General features: G+C 64.7%; 26 protein-coding genes. 9 read left to right on the top strand and 17 right to left on the bottom strand.

The annotated features are described in order from the left end of the window. Nucleotides 1-21 precede the first annotated feature (21 nt). Entirely contained in the window at nucleotides 22-396 is a 375-nt protein-coding gene (locus tag F2P46_RS12925; protein WP_166889864.1) for a hypothetical protein, read from the bottom strand. A 75-nt stretch (nucleotides 397-471) separates the two neighbouring features. Beyond that, the gene (locus F2P46_RS12920) at nucleotides 472-963 is read right to left on the bottom strand and encodes a type VI secretion system tube protein Hcp (RefSeq protein WP_166889862.1); all 492 of its coding nucleotides are present in this window, start codon (nucleotides 961-963) and stop codon (nucleotides 472-474) included. Nucleotides 964-1,167: 204 nt separating this feature from the next. Between F2P46_RS12920 and F2P46_RS12915 the strand changes: the two genes are divergently transcribed. Continuing rightward, on the top strand, nucleotides 1,168-1,653 hold the full coding sequence (locus F2P46_RS12915) for a hypothetical protein (protein ID WP_166889859.1): 486 nt from the start codon (nucleotides 1,168-1,170) through the stop codon (nucleotides 1,651-1,653). 151 nt (nucleotides 1,654-1,804) lie between these two features. On the opposite strand, the gene F2P46_RS12910 is transcribed toward F2P46_RS12915, so the two are convergent. Further along, nucleotides 1,805-2,296, bottom strand: coding sequence for a type VI secretion system tube protein Hcp (locus tag F2P46_RS12910; protein ID WP_166889857.1), 492 nt, complete (start codon nucleotides 2,294-2,296; stop codon nucleotides 1,805-1,807). A gap of 256 nt (nucleotides 2,297-2,552) precedes the next feature. Between F2P46_RS12910 and F2P46_RS12905 the strand changes: the two genes are divergently transcribed. After that, nucleotides 2,553-2,999, top strand: a complete 447-nt coding sequence (locus F2P46_RS12905) for a L,D-transpeptidase family protein (protein ID WP_166889855.1) — start codon at nucleotides 2,553-2,555, stop codon at nucleotides 2,997-2,999. Further along, entirely contained in the window at nucleotides 2,992-3,426 is a 435-nt protein-coding gene (locus F2P46_RS12900) for a hypothetical protein (RefSeq protein ID WP_166889853.1), read from the top strand. Before F2P46_RS12905 ends, F2P46_RS12900 begins: the two co-directional genes overlap by 8 nt. 104 nt (nucleotides 3,427-3,530) lie before the next feature. Here the strand turns inward: F2P46_RS12900 and F2P46_RS12895 are convergent, their stop codons facing one another. Continuing rightward, a complete protein-coding gene (locus tag F2P46_RS12895; protein ID WP_166889852.1) occupies nucleotides 3,531-4,022 on the bottom strand; it encodes a type VI secretion system tube protein Hcp in 492 nt (163 codons plus the stop codon). A gap of 279 nt (nucleotides 4,023-4,301) precedes the next feature. Between F2P46_RS12895 and F2P46_RS12890 the strand changes: the two genes are divergently transcribed. Then, nucleotides 4,302-4,859: a PEP-CTERM sorting domain-containing protein gene (locus F2P46_RS12890; RefSeq protein WP_166889850.1), complete on the top strand. Its 558-nt coding sequence runs from the start codon at nucleotides 4,302-4,304 to the stop codon at nucleotides 4,857-4,859. 25 nt (nucleotides 4,860-4,884) lie between these two features. On the opposite strand, the gene F2P46_RS12885 is transcribed toward F2P46_RS12890, so the two are convergent. Continuing rightward, nucleotides 4,885-5,430 (bottom strand): DUF2004 domain-containing protein, encoded by a 546-nt coding sequence (locus F2P46_RS12885; RefSeq protein ID WP_166889848.1) that lies wholly within the window; start codon nucleotides 5,428-5,430, stop codon nucleotides 4,885-4,887. Between the two features lie 177 nt (nucleotides 5,431-5,607). On the opposite strand from F2P46_RS12885, the gene F2P46_RS12880 reads away from it, so the two are divergent. Then, a complete protein-coding gene (locus F2P46_RS12880; RefSeq protein ID WP_166889846.1) occupies nucleotides 5,608-6,261 on the top strand; it encodes a ribonuclease in 654 nt (217 codons plus the stop codon). 4 nt (nucleotides 6,262-6,265) lie between these two features. Here F2P46_RS12880 and F2P46_RS12875 read toward each other — a convergent pair whose 3' ends face one another. The 11 genes from F2P46_RS12875 to msbA form a co-directional block, all read right to left on the bottom strand. Further along, nucleotides 6,266-6,592, bottom strand: a complete 327-nt coding sequence (locus tag F2P46_RS12875; RefSeq protein ID WP_166889844.1) for a hypothetical protein — start codon at nucleotides 6,590-6,592, stop codon at nucleotides 6,266-6,268. A 6-nt stretch (nucleotides 6,593-6,598) separates the two neighbouring features. Next, nucleotides 6,599-7,279, bottom strand: coding sequence for an NAD(P)H-binding protein (locus F2P46_RS12870; RefSeq protein WP_166889842.1), 681 nt, complete (start codon nucleotides 7,277-7,279; stop codon nucleotides 6,599-6,601). A gap of 51 nt (nucleotides 7,280-7,330) precedes the next feature. Continuing rightward, nucleotides 7,331-7,921 carry a DUF2004 domain-containing protein gene (locus F2P46_RS12865; protein WP_166889839.1) on the bottom strand — a complete coding sequence of 197 codons (591 nt, stop codon included), beginning with the start codon at nucleotides 7,919-7,921 and terminating at the stop codon, nucleotides 7,331-7,333. Nucleotides 7,922-7,939: 18 nt separating this feature from the next. Continuing rightward, the gene (locus F2P46_RS12860) at nucleotides 7,940-8,749 is read right to left on the bottom strand and encodes a substrate-binding domain-containing protein (RefSeq protein ID WP_166889837.1); all 810 of its coding nucleotides are present in this window, start codon (nucleotides 8,747-8,749) and stop codon (nucleotides 7,940-7,942) included. Continuing rightward, a complete protein-coding gene (locus tag F2P46_RS12855) occupies nucleotides 8,746-9,396 on the bottom strand; it encodes an energy-coupling factor ABC transporter ATP-binding protein (RefSeq protein WP_166889834.1) in 651 nt (216 codons plus the stop codon). The genes F2P46_RS12860 and F2P46_RS12855 overlap by 4 nt, the downstream gene beginning before the upstream one ends. Continuing rightward, the gene (locus tag F2P46_RS12850) at nucleotides 9,393-10,100 is read right to left on the bottom strand and encodes an ABC transporter permease (protein WP_166889831.1); all 708 of its coding nucleotides are present in this window, start codon (nucleotides 10,098-10,100) and stop codon (nucleotides 9,393-9,395) included. Before F2P46_RS12850 ends, F2P46_RS12855 begins: the two co-directional genes overlap by 4 nt. After that, nucleotides 10,100-10,921, bottom strand: coding sequence for a formate dehydrogenase accessory sulfurtransferase FdhD (locus F2P46_RS12845; protein WP_166889828.1), 822 nt, complete (start codon nucleotides 10,919-10,921; stop codon nucleotides 10,100-10,102). The genes F2P46_RS12850 and F2P46_RS12845 overlap by 1 nt, the downstream gene beginning before the upstream one ends. Further along, nucleotides 10,918-13,737, bottom strand: a complete 2,820-nt coding sequence (fdhF, locus tag F2P46_RS12840) for a formate dehydrogenase subunit alpha (protein WP_166889824.1) — start codon at nucleotides 13,735-13,737, stop codon at nucleotides 10,918-10,920. The genes F2P46_RS12845 and fdhF overlap by 4 nt, the downstream gene beginning before the upstream one ends. Next, the gene (locus tag F2P46_RS12835; RefSeq protein ID WP_166889823.1) at nucleotides 13,734-15,449 is read right to left on the bottom strand and encodes an NAD(P)H-dependent oxidoreductase subunit E; all 1,716 of its coding nucleotides are present in this window, start codon (nucleotides 15,447-15,449) and stop codon (nucleotides 13,734-13,736) included. The genes fdhF and F2P46_RS12835 overlap by 4 nt, the downstream gene beginning before the upstream one ends. 276 nt (nucleotides 15,450-15,725) lie before the next feature. Beyond that, nucleotides 15,726-16,742 (bottom strand): lipopolysaccharide heptosyltransferase II, encoded by a 1,017-nt coding sequence (gene waaF / locus F2P46_RS12830; protein ID WP_166889820.1) that lies wholly within the window; start codon nucleotides 16,740-16,742, stop codon nucleotides 15,726-15,728. Beyond that, entirely contained in the window at nucleotides 16,739-18,481 is a 1,743-nt protein-coding gene (gene msbA, locus F2P46_RS12825; RefSeq protein WP_166889818.1) for a lipid A export permease/ATP-binding protein MsbA, read from the bottom strand. The genes waaF and msbA overlap by 4 nt, the downstream gene beginning before the upstream one ends. A gap of 311 nt (nucleotides 18,482-18,792) precedes the next feature. On the opposite strand from msbA, the gene F2P46_RS12820 reads away from it, so the two are divergent. The 4 genes from F2P46_RS12820 (at nucleotide 18,793) to F2P46_RS12805 (ending at nucleotide 22,926) form a co-directional block, all read left to right on the top strand. Continuing rightward, nucleotides 18,793-20,055, top strand: coding sequence for an O-antigen ligase family protein (locus tag F2P46_RS12820; protein ID WP_166889815.1), 1,263 nt, complete (start codon nucleotides 18,793-18,795; stop codon nucleotides 20,053-20,055). Continuing rightward, the gene (locus F2P46_RS12815) at nucleotides 20,056-20,868 is read left to right on the top strand and encodes a glycosyltransferase family 2 protein (RefSeq protein ID WP_166889813.1); all 813 of its coding nucleotides are present in this window, start codon (nucleotides 20,056-20,058) and stop codon (nucleotides 20,866-20,868) included. Nucleotides 20,869-20,995: 127 nt separating this feature from the next. Then, nucleotides 20,996-21,811, top strand: a complete 816-nt coding sequence (locus tag F2P46_RS12810; RefSeq protein ID WP_229476652.1) for a glycosyltransferase family 2 protein — start codon at nucleotides 20,996-20,998, stop codon at nucleotides 21,809-21,811. Between the two features lie 11 nt (nucleotides 21,812-21,822). Beyond that, nucleotides 21,823-22,926 (top strand): glycosyltransferase family 2 protein, encoded by a 1,104-nt coding sequence (locus F2P46_RS12805; RefSeq protein WP_166889807.1) that lies wholly within the window; start codon nucleotides 21,823-21,825, stop codon nucleotides 22,924-22,926. A 119-nt stretch (nucleotides 22,927-23,045) separates the two neighbouring features. Here the strand turns inward: F2P46_RS12805 and dnaE are convergent, their stop codons facing one another. Continuing rightward, entirely contained in the window at nucleotides 23,046-26,603 is a 3,558-nt protein-coding gene (gene dnaE / locus F2P46_RS12800; protein ID WP_166889804.1) for a DNA polymerase III subunit alpha, read from the bottom strand. Nucleotides 26,604-26,760 lie beyond the last annotated feature (157 nt).

The following is a 26,760-nucleotide window of genomic DNA, read 5'->3' as shown; positions in this document are numbered from 1 at the left end:
CGCTGCGGCGGATGGAACGCGCTAGCAGCTGGCGCCGCCGATGCTTTTACCGGTGCGCAGGTCGAATCCGAAATAGCAAGCGTAACCACTGCCCGGATAATAGAAGCACGACACGCCATCCTTGTTCCGCTCGCGGTAGCCTGGTTCGGCCGTGCATTTGTTCTTTTCATCCGGGTGCATCGCATCGAACAGGTCTTTTGCCACCTTGCCTTCGACACGGATCGACACCTTGCTGTCGTTGCGGGTCGGAGGCTGCCGCTCGCCCAGGGTGCCACTGTAAACCAGATACTCGCCCTTGAGCGGCTTGTAAGGCGCTTCCCAAGGCTCTTTATCGGCGGCGCTGGCGTGTGAAACCAGGCCGGTCGCAAGCGACAGCAATATAAGGATATTCTTCATTCCGGCTCATGTATCAGGATAAGGTCGATCTGGGTTACGGTGAAAGTAAAAGGGCGGCCATCGGCCGCCCCTGCATCAGACCACTTTATTGGCTGCTGCATCCCAGCCGCCGGACGTATTGCCGCCGGCGCCGCCACCGATTTTTTGCTGGACATACTTCCACTTCACCTTCGAGAATTTCAGGGCCACGCTTTCAGTCATGATGCTGCCAGCGCCAACGCTCGGCGCCACGTGCCCGACCAGCACGTTTTCCAGCTCGATCTCGTAATACTTGATCCGTTCGCCGGCGCCGTCGGCGCGCCAGAATTCGAACTTGGCCTTGGCCAGCGTTTTACCCGACGCGCAGTTTTGCGCGAGCAGGGGCGACGCCAGGTCGGCGATCTTGACAAAGCTAATTTCCGACAATTCGGCGCGCTCGGCGGTGTGGCCGCCGGCGGTCGAGGAAGTCGCCGAACGTGGCTGCGAAACAGCCCACGCGACAGATTCGCACTCGATCCAATCCTTGTGCGTGGAATCGGCGGACTCGCCTTTGATGCCGTCGATTTGGAGGTAAACGTCAATTGCCATAAGAGCTCCCGGAAAAAGGCGAAATCGCCGTCTTTATTATAGCAAGATAACTAATGTTGATTTAATTGGTAACCTGATGATTAACTGTTAAATATGCGCAGGCCGATCGCCACACATGCCGCTGCCGGGCATCCGCTTGGAGGATCGGGCAGGCGCATGCTATGCTAAAAAATTGCAATAAATTTAATGATACCTGGTAAAACGATGACTATCCTGGCAAACAACGACACGCCAATGGGCACATTGACGACGGGCTTCGCGCACCGGCGGGCGCTGGGCATGGTGGCCACTGTACTGCTGTGCGCTTGCCTGATTCCGGCCGCCCATGCGAAAAAATGCACCGAAAAGCAGGCGGACGCCTTCGAAGCCATGGTCGATCACCTCGACAGCTGGGAAAAGGTGGACCAGTTACGCAAACAATACGGTCACTGCGACGATGGCGGTCCTGCCGAACTCCTGTCGGAAGCGATCGCATTGCAGTTGGCGGACCGTTGGGAGTCACTGCCCGAACTGGCAAAACTGATCGAGCGCGACCGCGCGCTCAAGCCCTTCGTGCTGCGGCATGTGAACAGCACCCTCAATGACAGAGAAGTAAACAGAATCCAGGTACAGGCAACGTCGTCGTGTCCGGCGGGCTTGAAAGGGCTGTGTGCCGAACTGAAAAAAAGGGCGGCGGACGCATTCAAATAAAAAACGCGAGGAGCATCAGCCAGGCGGCCGCAGAGGCCCTCGGATAAAAAAACGCTTGCGGAGAATGACTCTCCCGCAAGCGTTTTTGCTGTGCACCGTGGGCAGCATCCGCCCCGGTGCGGCGAACGGCAGCGACTAGGCCGCCGCCCTCTTATACAACCTTGTTGAGCGCCGCGTCCCAACCGCCGGACGTATTGCCGCCGGCGCCACCGCTGATTTTCTGTTGGGTGTATTTCCACTTCACCTTCGAGAATTTCAGGGCGACGCTTTCGGTCATCACGCTGCCAGCGCCAACGCTTGGCGCCACATGGCCGATCAGCACGTTTTCCAGTTCGATTTCGTAGTATTTGATACGTTCGCCGGCGCCATCCGCGCGCCAGAATTCGAGCTTCGCTTTTGCCAGGGTTTTACCGGAAGCGCAGTTTTGCGCGAGCAAAGGCGAGGCCAGGTCGGCGATCTTGACAAAGCTAATTTCCGACAATTCGGCGCGCTCGGCGGTGTGACCACCGGCGGTCGAGGAAGTTGCCGAACGTGGCTGCGAGACAGCCCAAGCGACGGATTCGCACTCGATCCAATCCTTGTGGCCAGAATCGGCCGACTCGCCTTTGATGCCGTCGATTTGAAGGTATACGTCAATTGCCATAGTAGTTTCCTAAGGTCAGGGCGGAATTGCCTTTCACTATTATAACAAAAGCACCAACGTTGAAATTATGTCTTACTATAAAATTAATTGTTAAATCAAGCGTATCAAAGCGCCCGCGCAGCCCTGGCCTCGCTGAACCGGCCTGTCAACTCCCCCCGTCCACGCCGGCCGGCCATGTCGGAACTTGAAAGTTGTGCCGATGATTTATGCTATGCTGCTGAAATTGCAATTACAACAACAGTAATGAGAGTAACATATGTCTACTTTGGTATTTAATGGCGCCACCCACCAGATTCATCTTTACGATAGCGACACAACGCTCATCGGCTCTTGGGAGGCATATAACAATGTTGCGCGCGCCGCGACGCTGACCCATCTTCCCAACCGCAGCTATACGCCGCAAGACAGGACCATCCCTCACTACCATGCGCCCGATCCGGACAGCTCGATTGGTTCGCATGGGATCGTCCGCTTCTATGTGCCGGGCCACCAAGGGATCGGGGTGCATTCCGGCCGGCGTCATCACCCAAGAATCCCGGGCCCGCCACACCCGACCATGGGATGTATCCGCACCACAGACGAAGCAATGGCGGTGATCAAGGAGAAAATGCGCACATCTCCCATCACTTCGGTTCGCGTGGAACACAACTGCGGCACGCATACACACGCAACACGACGCCGCAACAGGCCTGCTCATGCATAAGGCCACCTTGAAGATGGGCGCCGCACTTCTGTTGTGCGCTTTCCTTAGCCCGGCCGCCCATGCGAAAAAAAAATGCACGCGAGCTGACGCCGACGCCGCCCAAGCGATGATCGATCATCTCGGTAGCTGGGAAAAGATCGACCAGGGACGCAGGCGATACGGTCAATGCGACGACGGCAGCATTTCTGACGGTATTTCGGAAGCGGTGGCGCGCAGGCTGGTCGACAATTGGGACACATTGCCCACGCTGGCGAACCTGATCAAGAAAGATCGCGCGTTGAAGCCTTTTGTAACGAGGCATTTGAATGAAACGTTGAATAGCGAGGACCTGGAGAAAATCCAGGTGCTGGCAACGTCGTCGTGCCTGCCTGGGTTGAAAAAGCTGTGCGCCGATTTGAATCGCGCGGCCACGGAAGGGCTCCGATAAAAAAACGCTTGAGGAGGATGCACTCTCCCTCAAGCGTTTTTGCTTGCACCATGAGCAGCATGTGCGCATGGTGCGGCGAACGGCGGCCAATGGCCGCCGTTCGTTTATACAACCTTGTTGAGCGCCGCGTCCCAACCACCGGACGTATTGCCGCCAGTGCCACCACCGATTTTTTGTTGCGTGTATTTCCACTTCACTTTCGAGAATTTCAGTGCAACGCTTTCAGCCATGATGCTGCCGGCGCCGACGCTCGGAGCGATGTGCCCGATCAGTACGTTTTCCAGTTCGATCTCGTAGTACTTCACACGCTCGCCCGTGCCATCGGCACGGAAGAACTCGAACTTCGCTTTTGCCAGGGTTTTACCCGAAGCGCAGTGTTGCGCCAGCACTGGCGAGGCCAGGTCGGCGATTTTTACAATGCTAATTTCCGACAACTCAGCGCGCTCGGCGGTGTGACCACCGGCGGTCGAGGAAGTGGCCGAACGTGGCTGCGAAATTGCCCAAGCCACCGATTCACACTCGATCCAGTCCTTGTGGGTGGAATCGGCGGACTCGCCTTTTACGCCTTCGATTTGGAGGTATACGTCAATTGCCATAATGATCTCTATATGTGCAAGGCGAAATTGCCTTTTACGATTATAGCAAAATTACCAACGTTAAAATGTTGACTTATTCAAATCTTAATCTTTAACATTTTGAACGCCGTTTTTGGGCCAATCGGGGCAAGAAACTTCCGCCGTAGATCTTATGTGTTGCGCATATGCTACTGAGCGCACAAGTTCGCCTGATACGATCCGCTGACACGTGGCCTTCACGTGGCAGGCCGGGTGCGCTGTCGGTCCCGGGCATTCGTTCCATCCTCAGCGGAGGTAACCATGTTCTTCAGATTGATCAGCGCGGCGACGCTTGCCACTTGCGCCGCAGCAGCCCAAGCCGGCCCTATCGAGTTCCAGTTCAGCTACACAGGATTTTACGACAAGGTGAGCAACCAGTTCGATCCGGCGGCTTTGATCGCAGGCCGCTTTATCGCCGATGACCTGAACGGCGACGGCTTGTTTGCCAAGGAAGAACTGCTGTCGTTCAAACACAATGGTTCGAACGATTACATCGGTTGCGGCGTCGGCGACCAGTATTACTGGAAATGCAGCATCGAGCGCTTCGGCTACCGCATTGGCGGGCCGCTGAAGTTTTCCAGCACCTGGTCGCAATCGGATATCGCCTACCAGATCAGCAGCTCGACCATCACCGGCGAAGAATACGTCTACAACTACCGCACCGCCAACGGCGTCGATAGCCGCGGCCTGATCTGGACCGGCCAGACCCGCTTCGCGATCAACGCCCTCAATGCGGTGCCGGAACCGTTCTCGCTGGCGCTGATGGCGATCGGCGCCGCCGGCCTGGGCGCGGCGCGCTGGCGCCGCCGCACACGCTGATGCACGGCACGGCGCGCAGGCCGTGTCAGCTTTCGACGTCGACGCCCTGGATGGCGCCATCTTCGGCAAACTTGACCGCGACCACGTAGTTGGTCAGGTCTTCGCCGAAGGTAAAATCGAACATCGCAAACGAGGCATCCGAGTCGTCCGGCATCGGATGCAGGCCCACATGGCTCAGGTGCAGGGTCGCCAGCATGCGCTCCTCGACCGGCAGCGCGGGGTCGGTGCCCTCGATCAGCGTGGCCAGTTGCTCAGGCGAGAACTCTTCCAGGTGATGATCGATATACGTGTCCCTGACCACGCCCCCGGCGTGGAAGTCGGCCACGCAGGCGGCATGCGCACGCGCGATCTTGCTGTCGAGCTGCTCCATGAAGCCGCTGACACGGTCGAGCACGGCCGGATCGAGGTCCTTGACCGCGGAGAACTCGGTAAACCCATCCTCTCCGGGAAATGCGTTGAAGAAAGCGAGTGACAGGTCGATTTCCCGTCCATCGACCAGATACGTGGCTTCGTTGTATTCCTCAGGCAATGCCAGGTTGATGGCGCCGAAGTGGGGGATGATTTTTTCCATGTTGATTCTCAATTGACCAGAACTTGCTATTTTATCAGCCGGTGACATTGCGCAGGAAAGCCCGGCAGCGCCTGGCGGCAACCTTTGTCCACCGTCAGGAACACGAGGAATGTATGTTTTCCGTGCATGATTCCCGGATAAAATGGTCATTCGTTCAACCTTCGACGCGGAGAAATCATGGTCCAATTACGGCACTACGCACTGATGGCATTGATGGCCCTGGCCGGGGCGGCCCAGGCCAAGGCGCCGCGGGCGGTCACCGGGCAGTTCGACTACTACGCGGTGGCGCTGAGCTGGTCGCCGTCCTACTGCGCCAGCCGCAGCGACCCGGATCAATGCGCGGCCGGACGCCAGCTCGGCTTCGTGCTGCACGGGCTGTGGCCGCAGTACGAATCGGGCTATCCGTCCAGCTGCAGCAACGAGAAGCTGCCCAACGACGTGCGCGAAAAATACACCTCGCTGTTCCCCTCGCCGAGACTGATCGGCCACGAATGGAGCAAGCATGGCACCTGCTCCGGACTGGCGCCGGCGGCTTACTTCGATCTGTCGGCCAGGCTCAAGGAGCAACTGTCCATTCCCGCGCAATACCAGAAACCGGCGGCGCCGGTGCGCACTACCAACGACGCGTTGTACAGCGCCTTCAAGGAGGCCAATCCAGCCCTGGCCAAGGATGGCGTACTGCCCTTCTGCGCCAGCGGCGGGCGCTTCTTGCGCGAGCTGCACGCCTGCTACGACAAGACCGGCGGCTCGCGCAGTTGCAGTCCGGGCCAGGTCAAGCGCTCGAAAAGCAGCTGCGGCCAGGCCAGCTTCCTGATCCAGAGCGTGCGCTGATCGCTCAGGCCTGCCACACGCCGTAGCCGGCCTCGCGCAACCCGATGCCAAGTTCGACTTCCATGTCGGCCGCGCCCGCGTAAGGCATCGGGTTGTACACCGCGTACAGTTCCGGCAGCAGGCGCAGACCGTACTTTTGCACGAACTTGTTGGCCTGGATGCCCGCCTTGTGCTTGTCGAAGCGCAGGTCGACGCTCAATCCCGTCATGCCCACGTACACGCACGGTTTGCCGCTCACGTAATCCGGATTGGACTTCTTGAAACGCGGCTTGTACAGCACGTCCTTCGACAGCTCGATGACATACACACTGTGGTGGTAGCGCCGGCCCATCGGCGCCTACGGCGGCGTGGCATTGCGGCCCAGCGGGCCGATGTCGGCGCTGCCCAGCACGCGCTTGCGCGCGCCGTTGCGCACCACGGCCAGCATGGCCTGCCCCACCTGGCGCGTGGTCAGCACGTGCCTGGGCATGGCGGCGCGCAGCAGCGGCAGCACGGGCTTCATCAGCGCATAGAAAATGCGGTAGGCGGTGGTCTTGGACTTGATGCCGTCAAGCGGCTCGATCATCCCCGGCCTGAAAATGTACACGCCGCGAAACGGCAGCGCCAGCAGTGCGTTTTCGGTCTTGCCGCGCACGCGCTCCCACATGGTGGCGCTCGTTTCGCTGCTGTCGGCGCCGGCGCCGGACACATACACGAACACCATGCGCGGATTTTTCGCGACCAGCGCATTGGCCGCCGCCAGGGTCATGTCGCAGGTCAGGCGCGTGTAGTCGGCCTCGCTCATGCGCGACGACGTCACGCCCACGCAAAAGAAGCAGGCGTCGATATCGTCCAGCTGCGCGGACAGCGTGGCGTAGTTGAACAGATCGGCGTGCACCACATCGCGCAGCTTGGGGTGGCGCTGCCCGGTCGGGGTGCGGCCGATGGCGACGACCTGCGCCACATCGGCGGCCTGCAGGCATTCGCGCAGCACGCCCTGCCCGACCATGCCGGTGGCGCCAAATATCAGAACTCTCACGTGGTCTTTCTCCTTGCCGCGCAGGGGCGCATCAGGGCGATATGATAGGCCTTATTGCGTGCCCGCGCAGGCTGGCGAATCGGGTTCGGGGATGACGCCGATCGACCGGATCGTCCCGTCCTGCCGCAAGCGCGCCGCGACCACGGCGCCGGTGACATCGTCGCCAATGGTGAATGCGAACACGGCAAATGGCGGGTCGGATGGGTCGGGCAAGGGATAAAGCGTGATGTGACTCAGTTCCAGGGCCAACAACATGCGCTCGTCGACGGGCAGCGATCCGTCGGTCCTGTAGATGACGTGTTCCAGCCAGCCAGGCGGCAGCCGCGCCTGGAGATACGCAATGTACCCGGTCCTGACCACGCCGCCGGTATGGAAATCGGCGCTGACGGCGGCGCGCGTGCGCTCGATGTGACGGTCCATGTCGCCTGCGAATTGCGCGACGCGATCAAGCACGGCCGGGTCGAGATCGCGCACCGGCAGCCGCATCGTGGCGCCATGCTCGTCCACGTCCGTTGTGTGCAGGGCCAGCGACAAATCGATTTCGTCAAACCGGCCTCCCACCTCGTAAAGGTAGTCGGCCTCGTAGTACCGATATGGCGCCGCCAGGTCGATGGCGCCGAAGTACGGGATGGTTTTATCCATGTGGAGCCTCGCTTTGAATCATCGTGCCGGCAAGGCCGACGGAAAAAACAGTTGCTGCCCGTTCGGGCGGAAGGCGGCGATCCGGGCCTGCCCTTCGCCGGAGGTGATCCAGTCGATCAACTGATGCGCCGCGCGCTCGTTGATGCCCGGATGGCGCGCCGGATTGACCGCGATGATCCCATACGGATTGAACATCTTCGGGTCGCCCTGCACCAGGATCGCCAGCGCGGCTTTGTCCTTGAAGGTGGCGTAGGTGGCGCGGTCGGTCAGGGTGCAGGCTTGCAGCTCGGCCGCCATGCCCAGCACTTGCGCCATGCCCAGCCCGGCCGACAGGTAACGCGGCGGCGGCGGGCGTATGCCGGCCGCTTTCCAGTAGCTCTTTTCCATCTGGTCGGTGCCGGAATTGTCGCCGCGCGAAACGAAGCGTACCTCGCTCGACGCCAGCCTGCGCAGGGCGGCGACGATATCGGAGCCGCCTTTGATGTCGGCCTTGTCGGACGGCGGGCAGGCCAGCACGAAGTCGTTGTACATCACGTCGCGCCGCTTGATGCCATGGCCCTCGGCCACGAACGTGTCTTCGGCGGCGCGCGCGTGCACCAGGGTGACGTCGACATCGCCATTTTTCGCCAGTTCCAGCGCCTTGCCGCTGCCGACGGCAATGACCTGCACTTTTGTGCCCGTCTTTGCCTCGAACACCGGCAGCAGCCAGGCCAGCAGGCCGGAATTGTCGGTGCTGGTGGTGGTGGACAGGCGCAGCACCTGCTCGCCCGCCAGAGCCAGCGGGCAGGCGATGCCCAACCAAAGGGCAAATGCGATTTTCCCGGTCATTTGTATTCGAGCTTTCCATCACGTAGTTTAAGGCGTTGCACGCCGGGCATGCCGATCAGGTCACGGTCGTGGCAGGCCGTGACCACCGCGCCGCCGGCCCCCGTCAGGGCGGCAATGAGCGATATCACCTGTTCGCGCGCGGCGCCATCGAGGTTGGCGGTCGGTTCGTCGAGCAGCAGCAGGGCAGGCCGCAGCACCGACGCGCGCGCCAGCGCCACGCGCTGCACCTCGCCGCCCGACAGGCGGGCCGGATCGCTGTCTTGCAGGTGCGCGACGCCGGCCCATGCCATGGCCTGCGCCACCGCCTGCGCCGCCTGCGCCCGCGGCACGCCGCGCGCGCGCAGCCCGTAGCCGATGTTGGCCGCCACGCTGGTCGAAAACATCACCGGATGCTGGTGCACGTACACGATCGCCGCGCGCAGGGCGGGCGGATACGGCGACAATGCCGCCGGCCGCCCCTGCCAGGTCAGGCCGGATGCCTCGCCCGGTTCCAGTCCGGCCAGCACGCGCAGCAAGGTGCTCTTGCCGGCGCCGTTGATCCCGGTGAGCACGTAAGCGCGGCCCGCGTCGAGCGCAAAGGCGTCCAGGTCGAACAGCACGCGCGCGCCGTGCGCCTTGCGCAGTTTGTCGATGCGCAGCAAGCTCATTGGCGTGCCCCGGCGGCGCGCGTGTCGCCCTGCAGCAGCATCAGCGCGCCGTTCATGAGCAGCGCCAGCGCCACCAGCACGATGCCGAGCGCGATGCCCTGGGCGAACTCGCCCTTGCTCGTTTCGAGCGCGATGGCGGTGGTGATGGTGCGCGTCTCGCCGGCGATATTCCCGCCGACCATGAGCGCGCAGCCCACTTCCGACAACACCCGTCCGAAGCCGCTGATCAGCGCCGCCATGACGCCGAAACGCGCTTCGCGCAGCACCGTGAACATGGTGCGCCAGCGCGACGCGCCCAGGGCGATCGCCGTTTCGGCGTAGCGCGCATCGAGCGCCTGCACCGCCGCCAGGGTGAAGGCGACCAGCACCGGGGTGGCGATGATGCACTGCCCGAGCACCACGCCCGGCTGCGAAAACAGCCAGTGCAGCGAACCCCACGGGCCGTGGCGCGACAGAAGCAGGTACAGCAGCAGGCCAATGAGCACCGTCGGCAGCGACAAGCTGGCCTGCACCAGCCAGATCGCGACGCGGCGCCCGGGAAAGCGGTAGCTGGCGATCGCATACCCGAGCAGCACCGCCGGCGCGCTTGCCAGCAGCAGGCCAAGCACGCTGGTCTTGAGCGACAGCCACACGATGCCCCACAGCGCGGCGTCGCCCGACAGCAGCAGTGCAAACGCGGCGTGCGTGGCGTCAAGCAGCGACATCAGGGCGCGAGCGGCTCGAAGTCCAGGCGCTCATGGCCGGTCAGCAGCAAAAAGTGCTTGCCGCTGCAGCGCGCCAGCAGCGCCATGCCGATCTTGCCGGCCACCATGTGGCCCATCTGGGTGGTGCCGGAGCGCGACAGCAGGAACGGGATGCCCATCTGCGCGCCCTTGATCACCATCTCGGACGTCAGGCGGCCGGTCGTGTAGAACACCTTGTCGCCCCCGGCCACGCCGTCGAGCCACATGCGCCCGGCGACGGCGTCGACCGCGTTGTGGCGGCCCACGTCTTCCACAAAATACAGCAGCTCGCCCGCGTTCGAGAACAGCGCGCAGCCATGCACCGAGCCGGCCTGCTTGTAGATCGATTGCTGCGTGCGGATGGTGTCGACGATGCGGTACACGGTCGATTGCGCCAGGCGCGCATGCGGCGGCAGCACGATCCGGTCGATGTCGTCCATCAGGCCACCGAACACCGAACCCTGGCCGCAACCGGTGGTGACCACCTTTTTGGAGGTGCGCGCCTCCACGTCGGCGATGCCGGAACGCGTGAGCACGGCCACCGCGTCGACCGACCAGTCGACCTGCACCGAGACGATGTCGGCGAGCGCTTGCACCAGGCGCTGGTTGCGCAGATAGCCCAAGGTGAGCGCTTCGGGGGCGCCGCCCAAGGTCATCAAGGTCACCAGCTCGCGCTTGTCCACGTACACTGTCAGCGGCCGCTCGGCCGGAATGGCGATGGTCGAGCGGCGTCCCCGTTCATCGAGCACCTCCACCTCGTGGGTGAGCGGTGCGCGCGCGTCGCTCAGGCGCGGCAAGCTCATGCTGCGGGCATCCCGGCGAGCAGCTGGCCGCCGCCAAAGCTGCCCTGCGGCTCCACCACCCCGCCCAAGGTCACCCGGATGGCGCAGTATTTGAACTCGGGGATCTTGCCGAACGGGTCGAGCGCGGCGTTGGTGAGGCGGTTGATGGCCGCTTCGTAGTAACAGAACGGCACGAAGATCGCGCCGCGCGGCGAACTGTCGTCGGCCCGCGCGTAAAGAACCACCTGGCCGCGGCGCGAAGCGATCGTTACCACGTCGCCCGGTTTGCCGCCCAGCGCCGCCAGGTCGAGCGGATGGACCAGCGCCACCGGATCGGGCTCGATCGCGTCCAGCACCGCCGTGCGGCGCGTCATGCTGCCGGTGTGCCAGTGTTCGAGCTGGCGCCCGGTGATGAGCACCATCGGATACGCCGCGTCGGGGCGCTCGTCGGCCGGGATGATATCGGCCGGCACAAAGCGCGCGCGCCCGGACTCGCGCGGGAACTGCCCGGTAAAGACCACCGGCTGGCCCGGATCGCCCTCCTTCGTGCACGGGTAAGTGACGGCGTGCTCGCGTTCCAGCCTGTCCCAGGTGATCCCGCCGATGCTCGGCATGATGCGGCGCATCTCGTCGAACACTTCCGACACGTGCCCGTACCGCCAGTCCAGGCCCAGGCGCTGCGCCATCTGCTGGATAATCCACAGATCGTGCCTGGCCTGGCCGGGCGGGTCGATCGCCTGGCGTCCGATCTGCACCAGGCGGTCGGTATTGGTGAAGCTGCCCGTCTTTTCGGGAAACGCGCTGGCCGGCAAAATCACGTCGGCCAGGTACGCGGTCTCGGTCAGGAAAATATCCTGCACCACCAGATGCTCGAGCGCGGCGAGCGAGGCGCGCGCGTGGTTGGCGTCGGGGTCGGACATGGCCGGGTTCTCGCCCATGATGTACATGCCGCGGATCTCGCCGCGCGGAATGGCATGCATGATCTCGACCACCGTCAGGCCGGGCCGGGAGTCGAGCGGCATGCCCCAGGCCTGCTCGAATTTGGCCAGCGCTTGCGGATTGTCCACGCGCTGGTAATCGGGGAACATCATCGGGATCAGGCCCGCGTCGGACGCGCCCTGCACATTGTTCTGGCCGCGCAGCGGATGCAGGCCGGTGCCGGGACGCCCGATCTGGCCGGTCATCAGCGCCAGCGCGATCAGGCAGCGCGCGTTGTCGGTGCCGTGGATGTGCTGCGAAATGCCCATGCCCCACAGGATCATCGACGCTTTCGAGGTGGCGTACAGGCGCGCCACGTAACGGATGGTGTCGGCGTCAACGCCGCAGATGGGCGCCATCAGCTCCGGGCTGTAGCCGGCCACATTCTGTTCCAGCTCGGCGTAGCCGATGGTGCGGCTGGCGATGAAGTCCTGGTCGACCAGGCCTTCGGCCACGATCACATGCATCATCGCGTTGAGCAGGGCCACGTCGGTATCGGGCTTGAACTGCAGGTAGCGGTGCGCGCTGCGCGCCAGGTCCGAGCGGCGCGGGTCGCACACCACCAGCTTGGTGCCGTTCTTGATCGCGTTCTTGATCCAGGTGGCCGCCACCGGATGGTTCACGGTCGGGTTGGCGCCGATGACGATCACCACCTCGGCCAGGGTCACGTCCATCACCGGGTTCGATACCGCGCCCGAGCCGATACCTTCCAGCAGCGCCGCGACCGACGAGGCGTGGCACAGGCGCGTGCAGTGATCGACGTTGTTGCTGCCAAAGCCGGTGCGCACCAGCTTCTGGAACAGGTAGGCTTCTTCGTTGCTGCCCTTGGCCGAGCCGAAGCCGGCCAGCGCGCGCTTGCCGTGCGTATCGCGGATGCGCGCCAGCGCGCCGCCGGCGGCATCGAGCGCCTCGTCCCAGCTCGCTTCGCGGAACACATCGAGCACGCGCGCCGGGTCCATGGAAAATTCGCCGCTCTTGGGCGCATCAAGGCGGCGGATCAGCGGCACCGTCAGGCGCTGCGGATGGTGCGCGTAATCGAAGCCGTAGCGGCCCTTGACGCACAGGCGTTCGCGGTTGGCCGGGCCATCGCGCCCCTCGACGAACAGGATCTTGTTATCCTTGATGTTGTAGGTCAGCTGGCAGCCCACGCCGCAGTACGGGCAGACCGACTCGACCTGCTTGTCCGGCACCGCCAGGGCGGCGTCGCGCGCCGGGCTCAAGGCGCCGGTCGGGCAAGCCTGCACGCATTCGCCGCAGCCGACGCAGGTGGAGTCGCCCATCGCATCGTCCATGTCGAACACGATTTTTGCGTGGTCGCCGCGCCAGGCCAGGCCGATCACGTCGTTGACCTGCTCGTCGCGGCAGGCGCGCACGCAGCGCGTGCAGGCGATGCAGGCGTCGAGATTGACGGTAATGGCCGCGTGGGAAGCGTCGCGCGCCGGCTGGCTGCGTGCGGCGAAGCGCGGCTGGCCAAGGGCCAGCTTGCGCGCCCAGAAATCGACTTCGTTGTGGCGCGTGTAGGCGCGTTCTGGCATATCCGACTGCAGCAGTTCGAGCACCATTTTTTGCGCGGCCACGGCGCGCGCGCTGTTTGTTGCGACCTTCATGCCGGCGGCCGGATGACGGCAGCAGGACGGTGCCAGCACGCGCTCGCCGTCGATCTCCACCATGCATGCGCGGCAGTTGCCGGCCGTGTCCATGCCCGGTTTGTAGCACAGGCGCGCAATCTCGATGCCTTCGCGCGCGGCCACCTCGATCAGGGTTTCATGGGCAAAGGCGGCTACCTGCCGGCCGTTGATTTCGAACTCCACGGGCGCGCCCTGCAAGGCCGCTTGCTTGTTCCTGCTGATCGCATTCATGGCTGCACCAGTTCATGAGAAAAATACCTGACGACGCAATCGACCGGATTGGGGGCGGCCTGGCCAAGGCCGCAGATGGAAGCGTCGCGCATCACCTGCGACAGCTCGGCCAGCAGCGGCGTATCCCACTGCGCTTGCCCGATCAGCGCCAGCGCCTTGGCGGTGCCGACCCGGCACGGCGTGCACTGGCCGCACGATTCGTCCTTGAAGAAACGCATCGTATTGCGCGCGGCGGCCACCGCCGAATCCTGGTCCGACAGCACCACCACGGCGGCCGAGCCAATGAAGCAGCCGTACGGCTGCAAGGTGTCGAAGTCGAGCGGGATCGCGCCCAGCGCGGCCGGCAGGATGCCGCCCGAGGCGCCGCCCGGCAGGTAGCCGTAGAACTGGTGGCCGGGCGCCATGCCGCCGCAGTATTCATCGATCAGCTCCTGCACGGTAATGCCGGCCGGCGCCAGCTTGACACCCGGTTCGCGCACCCGGCCCGAGACCGAAAACGAGCGCAAGCCCTTGCGCCCGTGGCGGCCCTGGGCGCTGTACCAGGCGGCGCCGTGCTCCATGATGGCGCGCACCCAGTGCAGGGTTTCGAAGTTGTGCTGCAGGGTTGGCAAGCCAAACAGGCCGACCTGGGCCACGTACGGAGGGCGCAGGCGCGGCATGCCGCGCTTGCCCTCGATCGATTCGATCATCGCCGATTCTTCGCCGCAGATGTAGGCGCCGGCGCCACGGCGCAGGATGAACTCGGGCATGGAGGTGAACGGCGGGTCGGCGCGCAGGCGCGCCAGTTCGGTCTCGAGCATCGCGCGGCAGCCGTGGTATTCGTCGCGCAGGTAGATATAGATGGTGTCGACGCCAGCCACCCAGGCCGCCACCAGCGCGCCTTCGAGGAAGCGATGCGGGTCGCGTTCGAGGTAATAGCGGTCCTTGAAGGTGCCCGGCTCGCCCTCGTCGATATTGATCGCCATCAGGCGCGGGCCCGGCTCGCCGCGCACGATGCGCCATTTGCGCCCGGTCGGAAAACCGGCGCCGCCGAGGCCGCGCAGGCTCGACTCCTCCATGGTGGCGATCAGCGTGTCGGCATCGCGCTGGCCGTCGTGGCACGCGCGCGCCAGGACGTAACCGCCGGCGCTGCGGTAGCTGTCGTAATCGATGTAGCCGGTCGGCTCATGGGTGGTGTGGCCGTTGCTCACCGCGGCGGCCACCGAGTCGCAACTGGCGCGGGCAAGCGGGTGCTGGCCGACCACGGCCGCCGGCGCCTGTTCGCAGCGGCCGATGCAGGGCGCGGCGAGCACGCGCACGTCCATGCCGACGCCCGCGCCCAGGATGGCGGGCAGGCGCTCGAGCAGGTCGCGCGCGCCGGCCATCTCGCACGAGAGGCCATTACAGACGCGCACCGTCAAGGCCGGCGGCGCGCTCCCGCCTTCGCGCACGACATCGAAATGGTGGTAGAAGGTGGCCACTTCGTAGACTTCGGCCTGGGCCAGCTTCATTTCCTGCGCCAGCGCCGCCAAGTGGGCGTGCGACAGGCAGCCGAAGGTATCCTGGATTTTGTGCAGGTGCTCGATGAGCAGGTCGCGCTGGCGCGATTGCGCGCCGAGCAAGGCCTGCACTTCCAGCAGGGCCTGCGGATCGACGCGCCGGCCCTTGGGCGCCTGGCGCTTGCGCTGGCGGCTGCTGGCCTGGGGCACGATCGGAATGACGGGATGGTTCATGGAAGATCCTGAAAGCAGCCACGCTGGCTGACGATGACGACTTCACATCATACCCTTGCCGGCGCCACATTTCACCTCCCACTGCGGTGTCAGGTCTGACATTCGGACACGGCCTCGACCTTAAATGGTCAAACTTGGCGCCAGGTATTGATCAAACCCGGTGTCAAACCCGGTGTCAGGTCTGACATTCGGACACGGGCTCAATAGTGGGCCGCATGGTTCTCCCATCTAAAGTCGAGCTCGTGTCCGAATGTCAGACCTGACACCGGGGTGGGGTTACATCTGGCGCAGCTCCTGCCAGACCATGCCTGGCTCGAGCTTTTCCATGCAGTCGTGGTGACCCAGCGGGCATTCGCGCTGGCGGCACGGCGAACAGGCCAGCCGCAGCGAGATCGAGCGGGCGACGTCGGAAAACGGCGGGGCGTGGTCGGGGTCGGTCGGGCCGTACAGGGCAATCACCGGCCGGTTCAGCGCCGAGGCGATGTGCAGCAGGCCGGAGTCGTTGGCCACCACCGCGGCCGCGCCGGCGATCAGCGCGATCGCTTCGCCAAGCGAAGTGGCGCCGGCCACGTTGTGGATACCATCGGTGCCGGTGAGGGCCGTAATCTCGGCGCAGGCTTCACGGTCCTTGGGCGAGCCGAGCAAGGCGATGTGCGCCGACGGGTCCTGTTCGCGCACCGATTGCGCCAGCGCGGCGAAGTGGCGCGCCGGCCAGCGCTTGGCGGCGCCGAATTCGGCGCCCGGCGCAAACACCACCAGCCGCCCCGCCCCTCCCATGCCGTGGCGCGCACGCACCTCGATAACCTGCTCCGGGCCGACGCGCATGGCCGGGCGCGGCACGTCGGCGCGCAGCGCGACCCCGGGCGCACCGGCCAGCGCGGCGTAGAACGGCACCATTGCGCGCTTTGGCGCATCGTCGTGATGGACCACGTTGAGCAGGCCATAGCGCATCTCGCCCTTGTAGCCGACCCGGCGCGCGATGCCCGCCAGCCAGGGTATGAGCGCGTACTTGATCGTGTTGGGCAGCACGTAGGCGTCGACGTAGCCGCGCGCGCGCAGCACCCTGGCGTAGCGCCAGCGCTCGCGCAGTTGCAGCGCGCCGTGGCGGAACGGGGTTTCGAGCACGCTGTCGACCTCGATCATGGCGCGCCACGCCGGCGCCACCGAGGGCGGCGCCAGCACGTCGATCGGACGCGCCGGATGCTGCCGCTTCAACAGCTGCAGCAGCGGCTGGGCCATGACCGCGTCGCCGATCCAGTTCGGCGAGATGACCAGGGTGCGTCCTTCGCTCATGCTTCGGCCTTGTTTTCCGACTTATTGGCGAACTGCAGGCGGTACAGGTTGGCGTACATGCCGTCGTGCGCCAGCAGTTCGTCATGGCGGCCCGCTTCCACGATCCGCCCCTGGTCGAGCACCACGATGCGGTCGGCCCGTTCGATGGTCGAGAGACGGTGCGCGATGACGAGCGTGGTGCGCCCGGCCATCAGGGTGTCGAGCGCGCCCTGCACCGCGCGTTCGGATTCGTTGTCGAGGGCGGAGGTGGCTTCGTCCAGGATCAGGATCGGCGCGTCCTTGTAGATGGCGCGCGCGATCGCCACGCGCTGGCGCTGGCCGCCCGACAGGCGCATGCCGTTTTCGCCGATCGGCGTATTGACGCCTTCCGGCAGGGCCGCCACCACATCGTCCAGGTGGGCCGCCTTGATGGCCGCGGCCAGGCGCGCCGGGTCGACCCGTTCGGCGCCGTAGGCGATGTTGGCGCCCAGGGTGTCGTCGAACAGCACCACGTTCTGGCTGACCATGGCCAGCTGCGCGCGCAGGCTTTGCAGGGTGATGTCTTCATATGGCACGCCGTCGAGCAGGATGCGCCCTCCCTGCGGCGAGTAAAAGCGCGTCACCAGGTTCACGAAGGTCGACTTGCCGCCGCCCGACATGCCCACCAGCGCCACGGTCTGCCCCGGCAGCACGTCGAGCGTGACATCGTTCAGCGCCAGCGGGTTGTTGTCGGTGTAGCGGAACTGTACGTTCTGGAACTGCAGATGACCGCGCGCGCGCTCCAGCGCGACCGTGCCCGGATCGGCTTCGACCGGGGTGTCGATCATGGCGAACACGGTTTCGGCGGCGGCCATGCCGCGCTGCAGCGGACCGTTCACGCCCACCAGCGACTTGAGGGGCGCGAGCAGCATCAGCATCATGGTGATGAAGCTGATGAATTCTCCCTGGGTCATCCCGGAGCTCATGGCGATGACGATCACCACCGACACCGCCAGCGCGGTGGCGCTCTGGGTGATCGGCACGGTGGCGGCGCTGGCGACCGTGATGCGCTGCGAGAAGCCGAGCAGCGCGCCGCTGCGCTGTTCGAACCGTTCGCGCTCGTAACGCTCGCCGGCGAACACGCGGATCACCTGGTGCCCGCGCGCCGCTTCTTCGACCACCTGGGTCATTTCGGCGGTCACGCGCTGGTTGTCGCGGCTCAGGCGGCGCATGCGCTTGGCGGTGGTGCGCACGATGGCGGCGGTGACCGGCATGACGACCAGCGCGATCAGGGTCAGTTTCCAGTTGGTCCACATCAGCATCAGCAACAGGCCGGCGATGACGAGCGAATCGCGCACGTAGGCCACGAACACGGAATTGATCATGTCGACCACCTGGCGCACGTCGCCGATGACGACGTTGATGATCTTGCCGGTCGATTCTTCGTGAAAGCGCGCCACCGGCAGGCGCAGCAAGCGGTCGAACACCATGCGCCGCAGGTCGTTGAGCACGCGGCTGATCACCCAGTTGTTCAGGTAAGCGGTGGAGAAGGTGAAGATGCCGCGCCCGATGAAGATCGACAGCAGCACCAGCGGCACCAGCCACAGCGAAAATTCGACCCGGTGCGGACCGAAGCCTTTGTCGATCAGCAGTTGCAGCGCGTAGCCGAGCGCCGGCTCGGTGACGGCGGTGCCGGCCATGGCCAGCAGCGACATCAGCGCGCGCGCACGGTACGGTTTGACGATAGCCAGCAGGCGCCGGACTATGACACTATTTTCCATCGTTTTCTCTTTCAGAGCCTGGTCCGGTTGCGGCATGCCGCGCCTGTAAATACGCAGCCTGTACCAGAGGCTCGACATTTTCGCACACGCGGTCCGGGTGCGGCCACTACAAACAGCGCGGGGACGCCAAATACGGCCGCGCCGCCGCTTCCCCGCGCGCGCATCCGGCCGCCCCGGGCCACCCGCGGACCGTACTGTAAAATGGCGAACAAATTTTAGGGGGGCAGGCGCCGCGCACGACGGCGCCCGCTATCGCCACGCTCAACGCGCGGCATGCACGACCCAGGTCGCTTAACAAGGCTATTGCTACAATGCAAGATTCTCCCGGTTTTCCGATTTCACGGCTTGAGCGCGCGGTTCAGTACCTGCTCTTGCTGGCGCTGTTTTGCGTACCGTTTTCCACCTGGCTGACGAATGTCTTTGCCGGTTGTTGCGTGCTCTGTTTCGGCGCCGCCCTGTACACCAGCGCTGCGCTGCGGGCCGCGTTGCGCGCGCCGCCGGCGCTGCTGGCCTTCGGTTTGCTGGCGCTGCTGGTGCTCGGCGCCAGCTGGTCGATCGGGCCGCCGGCCGATATCGTCTCGGCCCTGAAAAAATACTCGCGCCTGCTGGTGCTGCCGATCGCGGTGGCCACCAGCCTGCGCGACCCGGGCATGCCAGGGCGCGCGCTGGCCGCCTTTTTCGGCGGGGCGGCGGTGCTGGCCATCTCGAACTACCTGGTCTGGCACGACCTGATGCCCGCCTCCCCGCAAGGCTACTGGCGCATCGGCACCGCCAAGGATTCGTTCTCGTTCAAGAATCACATCACGATCGGCATCCTGCTCAGTTTTGCGACGGTGACCTGCCTGCTCGGCGCCACCTACGTGCAGGGCGCGCGGGCGCGCGTGGCCTGCGTGGCGGCCGGAATCCTGTTCAGCGTTCCGATCATTTTCCTCAACCAGGGCCGCACCGGCTACGTCGCCCTGTTCGTGGGCATGGTGGTGCTGTTCCTGCTGCGGGTGCGCTTTACGCTGCTGCGCACCAGTTGCGGCATGGCGGCCATCGTGCTGCTGTTCGTAGGTTTTTACGCCAGCTCGAACAACTTCAAGCTGCGCACCGATGACCTGATCACCGAGGTGCGCACCGACCAGAAACGCTCGCCCAACGGCCTGCGCATGAGTTATCTGCGGGTCGGCTCAAGCATCATCGCCGCCCACCCGCTCGCTGGCCTCGGGACCGGCTCGTTCGCCGAGGTGTATGCGCCGACCGCGCTGCGCGACTGGCCCGAGGACGAACTCGGACATACGCGCCACCAGCCGCACAGCGAATTCCTGCTGATCGCCGCGCAGCTTGGCGTGCCCGGCCTGCTGCTGTATTTCGCCATGCTGGGCAGCCTGCTGCGCCCGGCCCTGCGCACGCGCTCCTTCCATGCCGATGCGCTGGTGCTGCTGTGGGTGATCTATGTGGTCAGCTCCTCGTTCAACAGCCTGCTGTGGGATGTGACGGAAGCCTACTGGTTCCTGCTGCTGGCCGGCTCCCTGTATGTGAGCGCACGCCACCAGACGCCGCCGGGCAAGTTCACCTGGCAGGGTAGCTAGATGCGCGCCGACGTCCTCATTTCCATCATCGTCGCCACCTACAACCGGCCCGACGCGCTCGAAGCCGTGGTCGACGCCTGCTTTGCGCAGAGCGACAGGCAGTTCGAAATCATCATCGCCGACGACGGTTCGGGCGAGCCGACCCGCGCCTGTGTCGCGCGCCTGCAAACGCGTGCGACGGTGCCGCTGCGCCATGTGTGGCAGCCGGACCAGGGCTTCCGGCTGGCGATGGCGCGCAACCAGGGCATCCTGGCCTCGCGCGGCGAGTACATCGTGCTGCTCGACGGCGACTGCATCCCGCAACGCGATTTCGTGGCGCGCCATCGCGCACTGGCGCAGCCGGGCTGCATGGTCACCGGCAGCCGCATCCTGCTCGACGACGCCTTCACGCAGCGCGTGCTGGCCGACAAGCGCGACCTGCACACGCTCGCTGTCGGCGAAAAGCTGACCCTGCGCGCGCGCGGGCACCTCAACAAGGTGCTGCAATTGCTGTTCAAGCTTCCCGACCTGGGGCGGGTGCAAAAACGCTTCAGCTGGCGCCGCATCAAGGGCTGCAACATGGCGGCCTGGCGCAGCGACATCGACACCGTCAACGGCTTCGACCAAAGCTTCGAGGGCTGGGGGCACGAGGACGCCGACTTCGTGGTGCGCCTGTTTAACGCCGGCGTGGTCCGCAAGGATGGCGCGTTCGCCACCGAAGTGTTTCATTTGTGGCACCGCGAAAACGCGCGCGACGAAGCCTCGAGCAACCGTGCGCTGGTGCGCCAGCGCGCGGCCGAGCACACCGTGCGCGCACTGCGCGGACTGGCGTGACATGGCGCGCGTGGATGAGCGCTTTGATGCCGTAAGCGCTGGACCTTGCGCGGCGGGGACGTATAATAGGTATGTACGCGTTGGGCGCTGCCGCTGGCAGTGAATGTCGTTTCACCGGGAGTCCATCTTGTCACGTCCGCACACCATTTCTCTGATCGTCACCACCTACAACCGGCCCGATGCCCTGGAAGCGGTGCTGCGCGCCTGCCTGGCGCAGGATGACGAGGATTTCGAGATCATCGTCACCGACGATGGGTCGACCGAGGCGACCCGCCACTGCGTCGAACGCATCGCGGCGGGCACGCAGCGCCGCCTGGTGCATGTGTGGCAGCCTGACGACGGTTTCCGCGTGGCGCGCGCGCGCAACCAGGGCGTGCTGGCGGCGCGCGGCGATTACGTGATTTTCCTCGACGGCGACTGCGTGCCGCGCAAGGATTTCGTGGCCAGCCACCGGCGCCTGGCGCAGCCAGGCTGCATGATCACCGGCAGCCGCGTGCTGCTGTGTCCCGAATTTACCCGCGCCGCCCTGGCCGAACAGCGCGACCTGCACGAGGCGGGGCTGGGCGTGTGGTGGCGCGCCTGGCGCGCCGGGAATATCCAGAAGATCCTGCAGCTGGCGATCCGCCTGCCCGACCTGGGGCGGGTGCGGCGCGGCTTTACCATGCGCCGCATCAAGTCCTGCAACATGAGTGCCTGGCGCAGCGACATCGAGCGCGTGAACGGTTTCGACGAATCGTTCTCCGGCTGGGGTCATGAAGATGCCGATTTCGTGGTGCGCCTGTTTAACGCCGGCGTGCGGCGCAAGGACGGCGCCTTCGCCACCGAGGTGTTCCACCTGTGGCACAAGGAGCGCAATCGCGACCAGGCGGCGCATCACGACAAGCTGGTGTACCAGAGCCAGGTCGACAAGATCATTCGCGCGCCGGTCGGGCTGGCGCGCTAGCCCGGGCACCCATGGTCACGCACGCTGCGGCGCCGCAGCCGCTATTGAGCATCATCGTCCCCGCCTGGAACGTGCAGAACTTCATTGCGGCGTGCCTGGAATCGGTGCTGGACCAGATGGGCCCACGCCATGAGCTGATCGTCATCGACGACGGCTCGCGCGACGCCACCCTGGCGCGCGCGCGTGCACTAATCGAGGCGCGCAGCGACATGGCGTGCACTGTACTGGCGCAGGACAACCAGGGCATCGCCATGGCGCGCAACCGGGGCCTGGCTTGCGCGCGCGGCGAGTACATCGTGTTCGTCGACAGCGACGACCGCCTGCTGGCAGGCTCGCTGGCGGCGCTCGAGCAAGCCATCGACGCGCATCATCCGGACGTCATCGCCTGCGACTTCCGCGTGTGGCTGCCGGACCAGGAAGACAAATCGCACCGGGTCGGCCTGCGCTATCCGCCTGGGCTGCTGCGCGACCAGGCCACCATTCTCAATACCTTCTTTGCCGACCGCCAGATGTATGTGTGGGCCAAAGTCTTCAAGCGCGCCGTGTACGAGCAGCTGGAGGCGCCCGTGTTCCCGCCAGGGCGCGTATTCGAGGACATGTCCACCCTGCCCCGGCTATTGAGCCAGTGCGCCAGCCTGCTGTACCTGCCGCACGCGATCATCGATTACCGCCAGCACCCGGACAGCATCACCAAGCTCATTTCGGAGACTTGGTGCATGGACCTTGCGGGGGCGCTGCCGGTCGCGCGCGGGCACCTGGAGCGGCTTGGGGTGGCGCCGTCGGTGAAAACCCACTTCGATATCGCGGCCGGGTATTTTTATATCCGCGTGGTCAAGGATTCGTACGAACTGCCGCGCGCAAGCGGGCGCCGCGTGCGCGCGTTCATCAAGTCGGTGTTCGTGGAGAGCCTGTTCGGCGACTGCGCCAGCATGCTGGCGGCGGTGCGGGCCGGGCAGACGGTGTCGATCGACAGGGAGCATGATGCACGCATGATCCGCCAGGTGGAACGCGCGCTGGCGGGGAATTTTGTGTTCCGGGCCAGGCAGACGGCCAGTCGCAAGATCAAGGTGTGGAAGCGATTGCGCAGGACTCAAAAGGCGGCGCTGGGGTTGTGATGTAGTTCGTCTTTTTTCTGCGTAGGCCGTCTTGGTACCGAGTTTTCGCTTGCCTAAGAACCGTCGTTCCCGCGGCGGGAACGACGGTTTCTCGGATAACGGTTGTGTAGCGTCGGCGCTTAGTACTCGACCGCGACCTCGCGCGCCCCCAGCACCTGCTCCAGCGCCAAGGTCAACGCATCCGACGGCGCCACCCTCCAGTCGTCGCCGAACTGCAAGGTGCAATCGACGCCCTGCGGCTTGACCCGCATCGCCACCGGCAAGCCGCCGCCACTCTGGGCGCGGTACGGTTGCAGCACTTCGGCGATTTTCGACGAGGCCACCTTGCCCGGCAAGTACAGTCCGAGCTGGCGCCCGTAGTGCACGCGCGCCGAGGTCAGGTCGAACACCTTCTCGGCCGTGATGCGCAAGCCGCCGTTGAAGCGGTCTTCCGACACCTTGCCCACCACCGCCAGGAACTCGTCTTCCTTGAAGATGTTCTTGTTCGACTCGACCACTTCGCTGTACACCGTCACTTCCACCGTGCCGCTCTTGTCGTCGAGCGAGACGATCAGGATCTTGCCGCGCTGGGTCATCTGGGTGCGCACGCCGGTGATCACGCCGCACATCATGCGCGGCTCGCGCGACGGTTCCAGGTCGGTCAGCTTGGTGCGCGCGAAGCGCCGCGCCTCGGTCGCAAACGAATCGAACATGTGCCCCGACAGGTAAAACCCGAGCGCGATTTTTTCTTCCGACAGCTTCTGGCGGTCGGTCCACGGCGTCGCTTTCACATACTCGGGCGGGGCCACTAGGTCGCTGTCGTCGCCGCCGAACAGGCTGACCTGGTTGACCGAGGCCGAGGCCTGGTCGGCCACTTCGACCGCGAACGGCACCGAGGCCAGCAAAATCGCGCGGTCGACCTTGAAGCAGTCGAACGCGCCGCTGCGGATCAGGGATTCGATGGTGCGGCGGTTGATCTGCTTGCGGTCGACCCGCTTGCAGAAGTCGAACAGGTCGGTGAACGGCCCGCCGGCGGTGCGCGCGGCGATGATCGCTTCGATCGCCGACTGGCCCGAGCCCTTGACCGCGCCCAGCCCGTAACGGATGTTGGTGACGCGCTTGCCGGTGACCGACGGTGGCGGGCCTTCCGGCATGAAGCGGTAGTCGGAATGGTTGATATCGGGCGGCAGGAGCGTGAGGCCGCATACCTCCAGCGAGTCCTCGACCAGGATCTTGATCTTGTCGGTGTCGTCCATCGCCAGCGACAAGTTGGCGGCCATGAAGGCGGCCGTGTGGTGCGCCTTCAGGTAGGCCGTGTGGTACGACAGCAGCGCGTAGGCGGCGGCGTGCGACTTGTTAAAGCCGTAGCCGGCGAACTTTTCCATCAAGTCGAAAATCTCGTCGGCCTTTTCGGCCGTCAGGCCATCCTTGGCGGCGCCGGCGCGGAAGATCTCGCGGTGCTCGGCCATCTCTTCGGCCTTCTTCTTGCCCATCGCGCGGCGCAGCATGTCGGCGCCGCCGAGCGAGTAGCCGCCGACGATCTGCGCCATCTGCATGACCTGCTCCTGATACACCATGATGCCGTAGGTTTCGGACAAAATGGATTCGGTGCGCGGGTCGGGATAGTCGAAACGCTCGCCGTGCTTGCGCTTGCAGAAGTCGGGAATGAGGTCCATCGGGCCGGGACGATACAGCGCCACGAGCGCGATGATGTCCTCGAAGCGGTCGGGACGCGCGTCTTTGAGCATGCCCTGCATGCCGCGCGACTCGAGCTGGAATACCGCGACCGTCTTGGCCTTGGTCAGCAACTCGTAGGACGCCTTGTCGTTGAGCGGCAGCTTTTCCAGCGCGAAGTCGGCGTTGGCCGGGTCGAGCTGCTTGATGTAGCGTACCGCGCGGTCGAGAATGGTGAGCGTGGTCAGGCCCAAAAAGTCGAACTTGACCAGGCCCACAGCCTCCACGTCGTCCTTGTCGTACTGCGAAACCACGCCGGAGTCGCCGCCCTGGGTGTACAGCGGGCAGAAGTCGGTGAGCTTGCCAGGGGCGATCAGCACGCCGCCGGCGTGCATGCCGATATTACGGGCGATGCCTTCGACCTGCTGCGCCAGCGCCAGCAACTGCTTGACCTCGTCCTCGTTTTCCAGGCGCTCCTTGAGCATCGGTTCTTCTTCGATGGCGTCGGCGATCGTCACTGGCTTACCCGGCTTGAAGGGAATCAGCTTGGAGATGCCGTCGCAGAAGTTGTAGCCGAAATCGAGCACGCGGCCGACGTCGCGGATCGCGCCCTTGGCCGCCATGGTACCGAAGGTGGCGATCTGCGAGACCGCTTCCTTGCCGTACAAGTCCTTGACGTGCTGGATGACGCGGTCGCGCCCTTCCTGGCAAAAGTCGATATCGAAGTCGGGCATCGAGACGCGTTCGGGATTCAAAAAGCGTTCGAACAGCAGGTTGTACTGCAAGGGATCGAGATCGGTGATGAGAAGCGAATACGCCACCAGCGAGCCGGCGCCCGAACCGCGGCCCGGGCCGACCGGCACGCCGTTTTCCTTGGCCCACTTGATAAACTCGGCCACGATCAGGAAGTAGCCGGGGAACTTCATGTTACAGATCGTATCGGTCTCGAATTTGAGGCGCGCTTCGTAGCGCGGGCGCGCCGCTTCGCGCTTGACCGGGTCCGGGTACAGGTGGAGCAGGCGCTGTTCCAGGCCGGCCTGCGATTCGGAGACCAGGAACTGGTCGATCGTCATGCCGGGCGGCGTGGGGAAGTTCGGCAGTTGCGGTTTGCCGAGCGTGAGCACGACGTTGCAACGCTTGGCGATCTGGACCGAGTTGGCCAGGGCCGCCGGCATGTCGGCGAACAGCTCGGCCATCTCGGCCTGCGACTTGAAGCGCATCTCTTCGTTGAAGCGCTTGACGCGCTTGGCGTTGGCCAGCATTTCGCCTTCGGCGATGCAGGTGCGCGCTTCGTGGGCGATGAATTCTTCGGGCGAGAGGAACTGGATCGGGTGGGTGGCGACCACCGGCAGGCCCAGTTTGGCGGCCAGCGCGACCGCGTGGCGCACCTGGGCTTCCTGGTTGGGCTGGCCGGCGCGCTGCACTTCGATGTAGAAGTGGCCGGGGAAGACCGCCGCCCAGCGCTGGGCGCAGCGTTCGGCCAGCGCCAGGTTGCCGTTTTCAATGGCGGTGCCGACGTCGCCGAAGTGCGCGCCCGAGAGCACGATCAGGCCATTGGCCTGGTTCTCGCCGGGCGACAAGGTCGAGGCGCTGCTGGCCAGCGCGTCGAGCCACTCGGGGCGGATTTCGGCGCGGCCCTTGTGCTGGTTGCTCAGCCAGGCTTTCGAGAGCAGTTCGCACAGCTGCAGGTAGCCCATGCGGTTCTTGGCCAGCAGCAGCAGGCGCGATGGCTTGTCGCGGTTGTCGTCGTTGGTGATCCAGGCGTCCACGCCGATGACCGGCTTGATGCCCTTGCCGCGCGCCGATTTGTAGAACTTGACCATGCCGAACAGGTTGGCCAGGTCGGTAATGGCCAGCGCCGGCTGCTTGTCCTTGGCGGCGGCGGCGACGATGTCGTCGATGCGCACCAGGCCGTCGACGATCGAGTACTCGGAGTGCACGCGCAGGTGGACGAAGGCCGGTGCGGCCGGCTTGGCTGGCGCGGCGAGCGTGGCGCTCCCGGCTTCGATGACATCGGTACTCATGTGTGTTTCGCCTGCTGTACAAAGAGTGCTATTTTACCGCGCTGGCGGCTTGCGCGAGAAAAGGTCGTGGCGGCGCCACATACCCCTGATGCCAACGTGGACATTGTTCTATAATATCGGCTTCCCCGTTTTCCGATCGTTCACCGATCCTTCGCTC

Origin of the sequence: Massilia sp. CCM 8734 (assembly GCF_011682155.1) — a bacterium.
In the GTDB taxonomy this organism is placed as follows: domain Bacteria; phylum Pseudomonadota; class Gammaproteobacteria; order Burkholderiales; family Burkholderiaceae_D; genus Telluria_A; species Telluria_A rubra.
Note: the sequence above shows the minus strand (reverse complement) of the source record. Positions and strands in the feature narration are given on the sequence as shown.

Excerpts from the sequence above, each read along its gene's own strand:
- F2P46_RS12865 (WP_166889839.1), bottom strand. The coding sequence starts at position 7,921 with ATGGATAAAACCATCCCGTACTTCGGCGCCATCGACCTGGCGGCGCCA.
- dnaE (WP_166889804.1), bottom strand. The coding sequence starts at position 26,603 with ATGAGTACCGATGTCATCGAAGCCGGGAGCGCCACGCTCGCCGCGCCA.
- fdhF (WP_166889824.1), bottom strand. The coding sequence starts at position 13,737 with ATGAATGCGATCAGCAGGAACAAGCAAGCGGCCTTGCAGGGCGCGCCC.
- F2P46_RS12855 (WP_166889834.1), bottom strand. The coding sequence starts at position 9,396 with ATGAGCTTGCTGCGCATCGACAAACTGCGCAAGGCGCACGGCGCGCGC.
- msbA (WP_166889818.1), bottom strand. The coding sequence starts at position 18,481 with ATGGAAAATAGTGTCATAGTCCGGCGCCTGCTGGCTATCGTCAAACCG.
- F2P46_RS12915 (WP_166889859.1), top strand. The coding sequence starts at position 1,168 with ATGACTATCCTGGCAAACAACGACACGCCAATGGGCACATTGACGACG.
- F2P46_RS12910 (WP_166889857.1), bottom strand. The coding sequence starts at position 2,296 with ATGGCAATTGACGTATACCTTCAAATCGACGGCATCAAAGGCGAGTCG.
- waaF (WP_166889820.1), bottom strand. The coding sequence starts at position 16,742 with ATGAGCGAAGGACGCACCCTGGTCATCTCGCCGAACTGGATCGGCGAC.
- F2P46_RS12885 (WP_166889848.1), bottom strand. The coding sequence starts at position 5,430 with ATGGAAAAAATCATCCCCCACTTCGGCGCCATCAACCTGGCATTGCCT.
- F2P46_RS12835 (WP_166889823.1), bottom strand. The coding sequence starts at position 15,449 with ATGAACCATCCCGTCATTCCGATCGTGCCCCAGGCCAGCAGCCGCCAG.
- F2P46_RS12895 (WP_166889852.1), bottom strand. The coding sequence starts at position 4,022 with ATGGCAATTGACGTATACCTCCAAATCGAAGGCGTAAAAGGCGAGTCC.
- F2P46_RS12880 (WP_166889846.1), top strand. The coding sequence starts at position 5,608 with ATGGTCCAATTACGGCACTACGCACTGATGGCATTGATGGCCCTGGCC.
- F2P46_RS12860 (WP_166889837.1), bottom strand. The coding sequence starts at position 8,749 with ATGACCGGGAAAATCGCATTTGCCCTTTGGTTGGGCATCGCCTGCCCG.
- F2P46_RS12925 (WP_166889864.1), bottom strand. The coding sequence starts at position 396 with ATGAAGAATATCCTTATATTGCTGTCGCTTGCGACCGGCCTGGTTTCA.
- F2P46_RS12905 (WP_166889855.1), top strand. The coding sequence starts at position 2,553 with ATGTCTACTTTGGTATTTAATGGCGCCACCCACCAGATTCATCTTTAC.
- F2P46_RS12845 (WP_166889828.1), bottom strand. The coding sequence starts at position 10,921 with ATGAGCTTGCCGCGCCTGAGCGACGCGCGCGCACCGCTCACCCACGAG.
- F2P46_RS12920 (WP_166889862.1), bottom strand. The coding sequence starts at position 963 with ATGGCAATTGACGTTTACCTCCAAATCGACGGCATCAAAGGCGAGTCC.
- F2P46_RS12805 (WP_166889807.1), top strand. The coding sequence starts at position 21,823 with ATGGTCACGCACGCTGCGGCGCCGCAGCCGCTATTGAGCATCATCGTC.
- F2P46_RS12815 (WP_166889813.1), top strand. The coding sequence starts at position 20,056 with ATGCGCGCCGACGTCCTCATTTCCATCATCGTCGCCACCTACAACCGG.
- F2P46_RS12900 (WP_166889853.1), top strand. The coding sequence starts at position 2,992 with ATGCATAAGGCCACCTTGAAGATGGGCGCCGCACTTCTGTTGTGCGCT.
- F2P46_RS12890 (WP_166889850.1), top strand. The coding sequence starts at position 4,302 with ATGTTCTTCAGATTGATCAGCGCGGCGACGCTTGCCACTTGCGCCGCA.
- F2P46_RS12875 (WP_166889844.1), bottom strand. The coding sequence starts at position 6,592 with ATGGGCCGGCGCTACCACCACAGTGTGTATGTCATCGAGCTGTCGAAG.
- F2P46_RS12820 (WP_166889815.1), top strand. The coding sequence starts at position 18,793 with ATGCAAGATTCTCCCGGTTTTCCGATTTCACGGCTTGAGCGCGCGGTT.
- F2P46_RS12850 (WP_166889831.1), bottom strand. The coding sequence starts at position 10,100 with ATGTCGCTGCTTGACGCCACGCACGCCGCGTTTGCACTGCTGCTGTCG.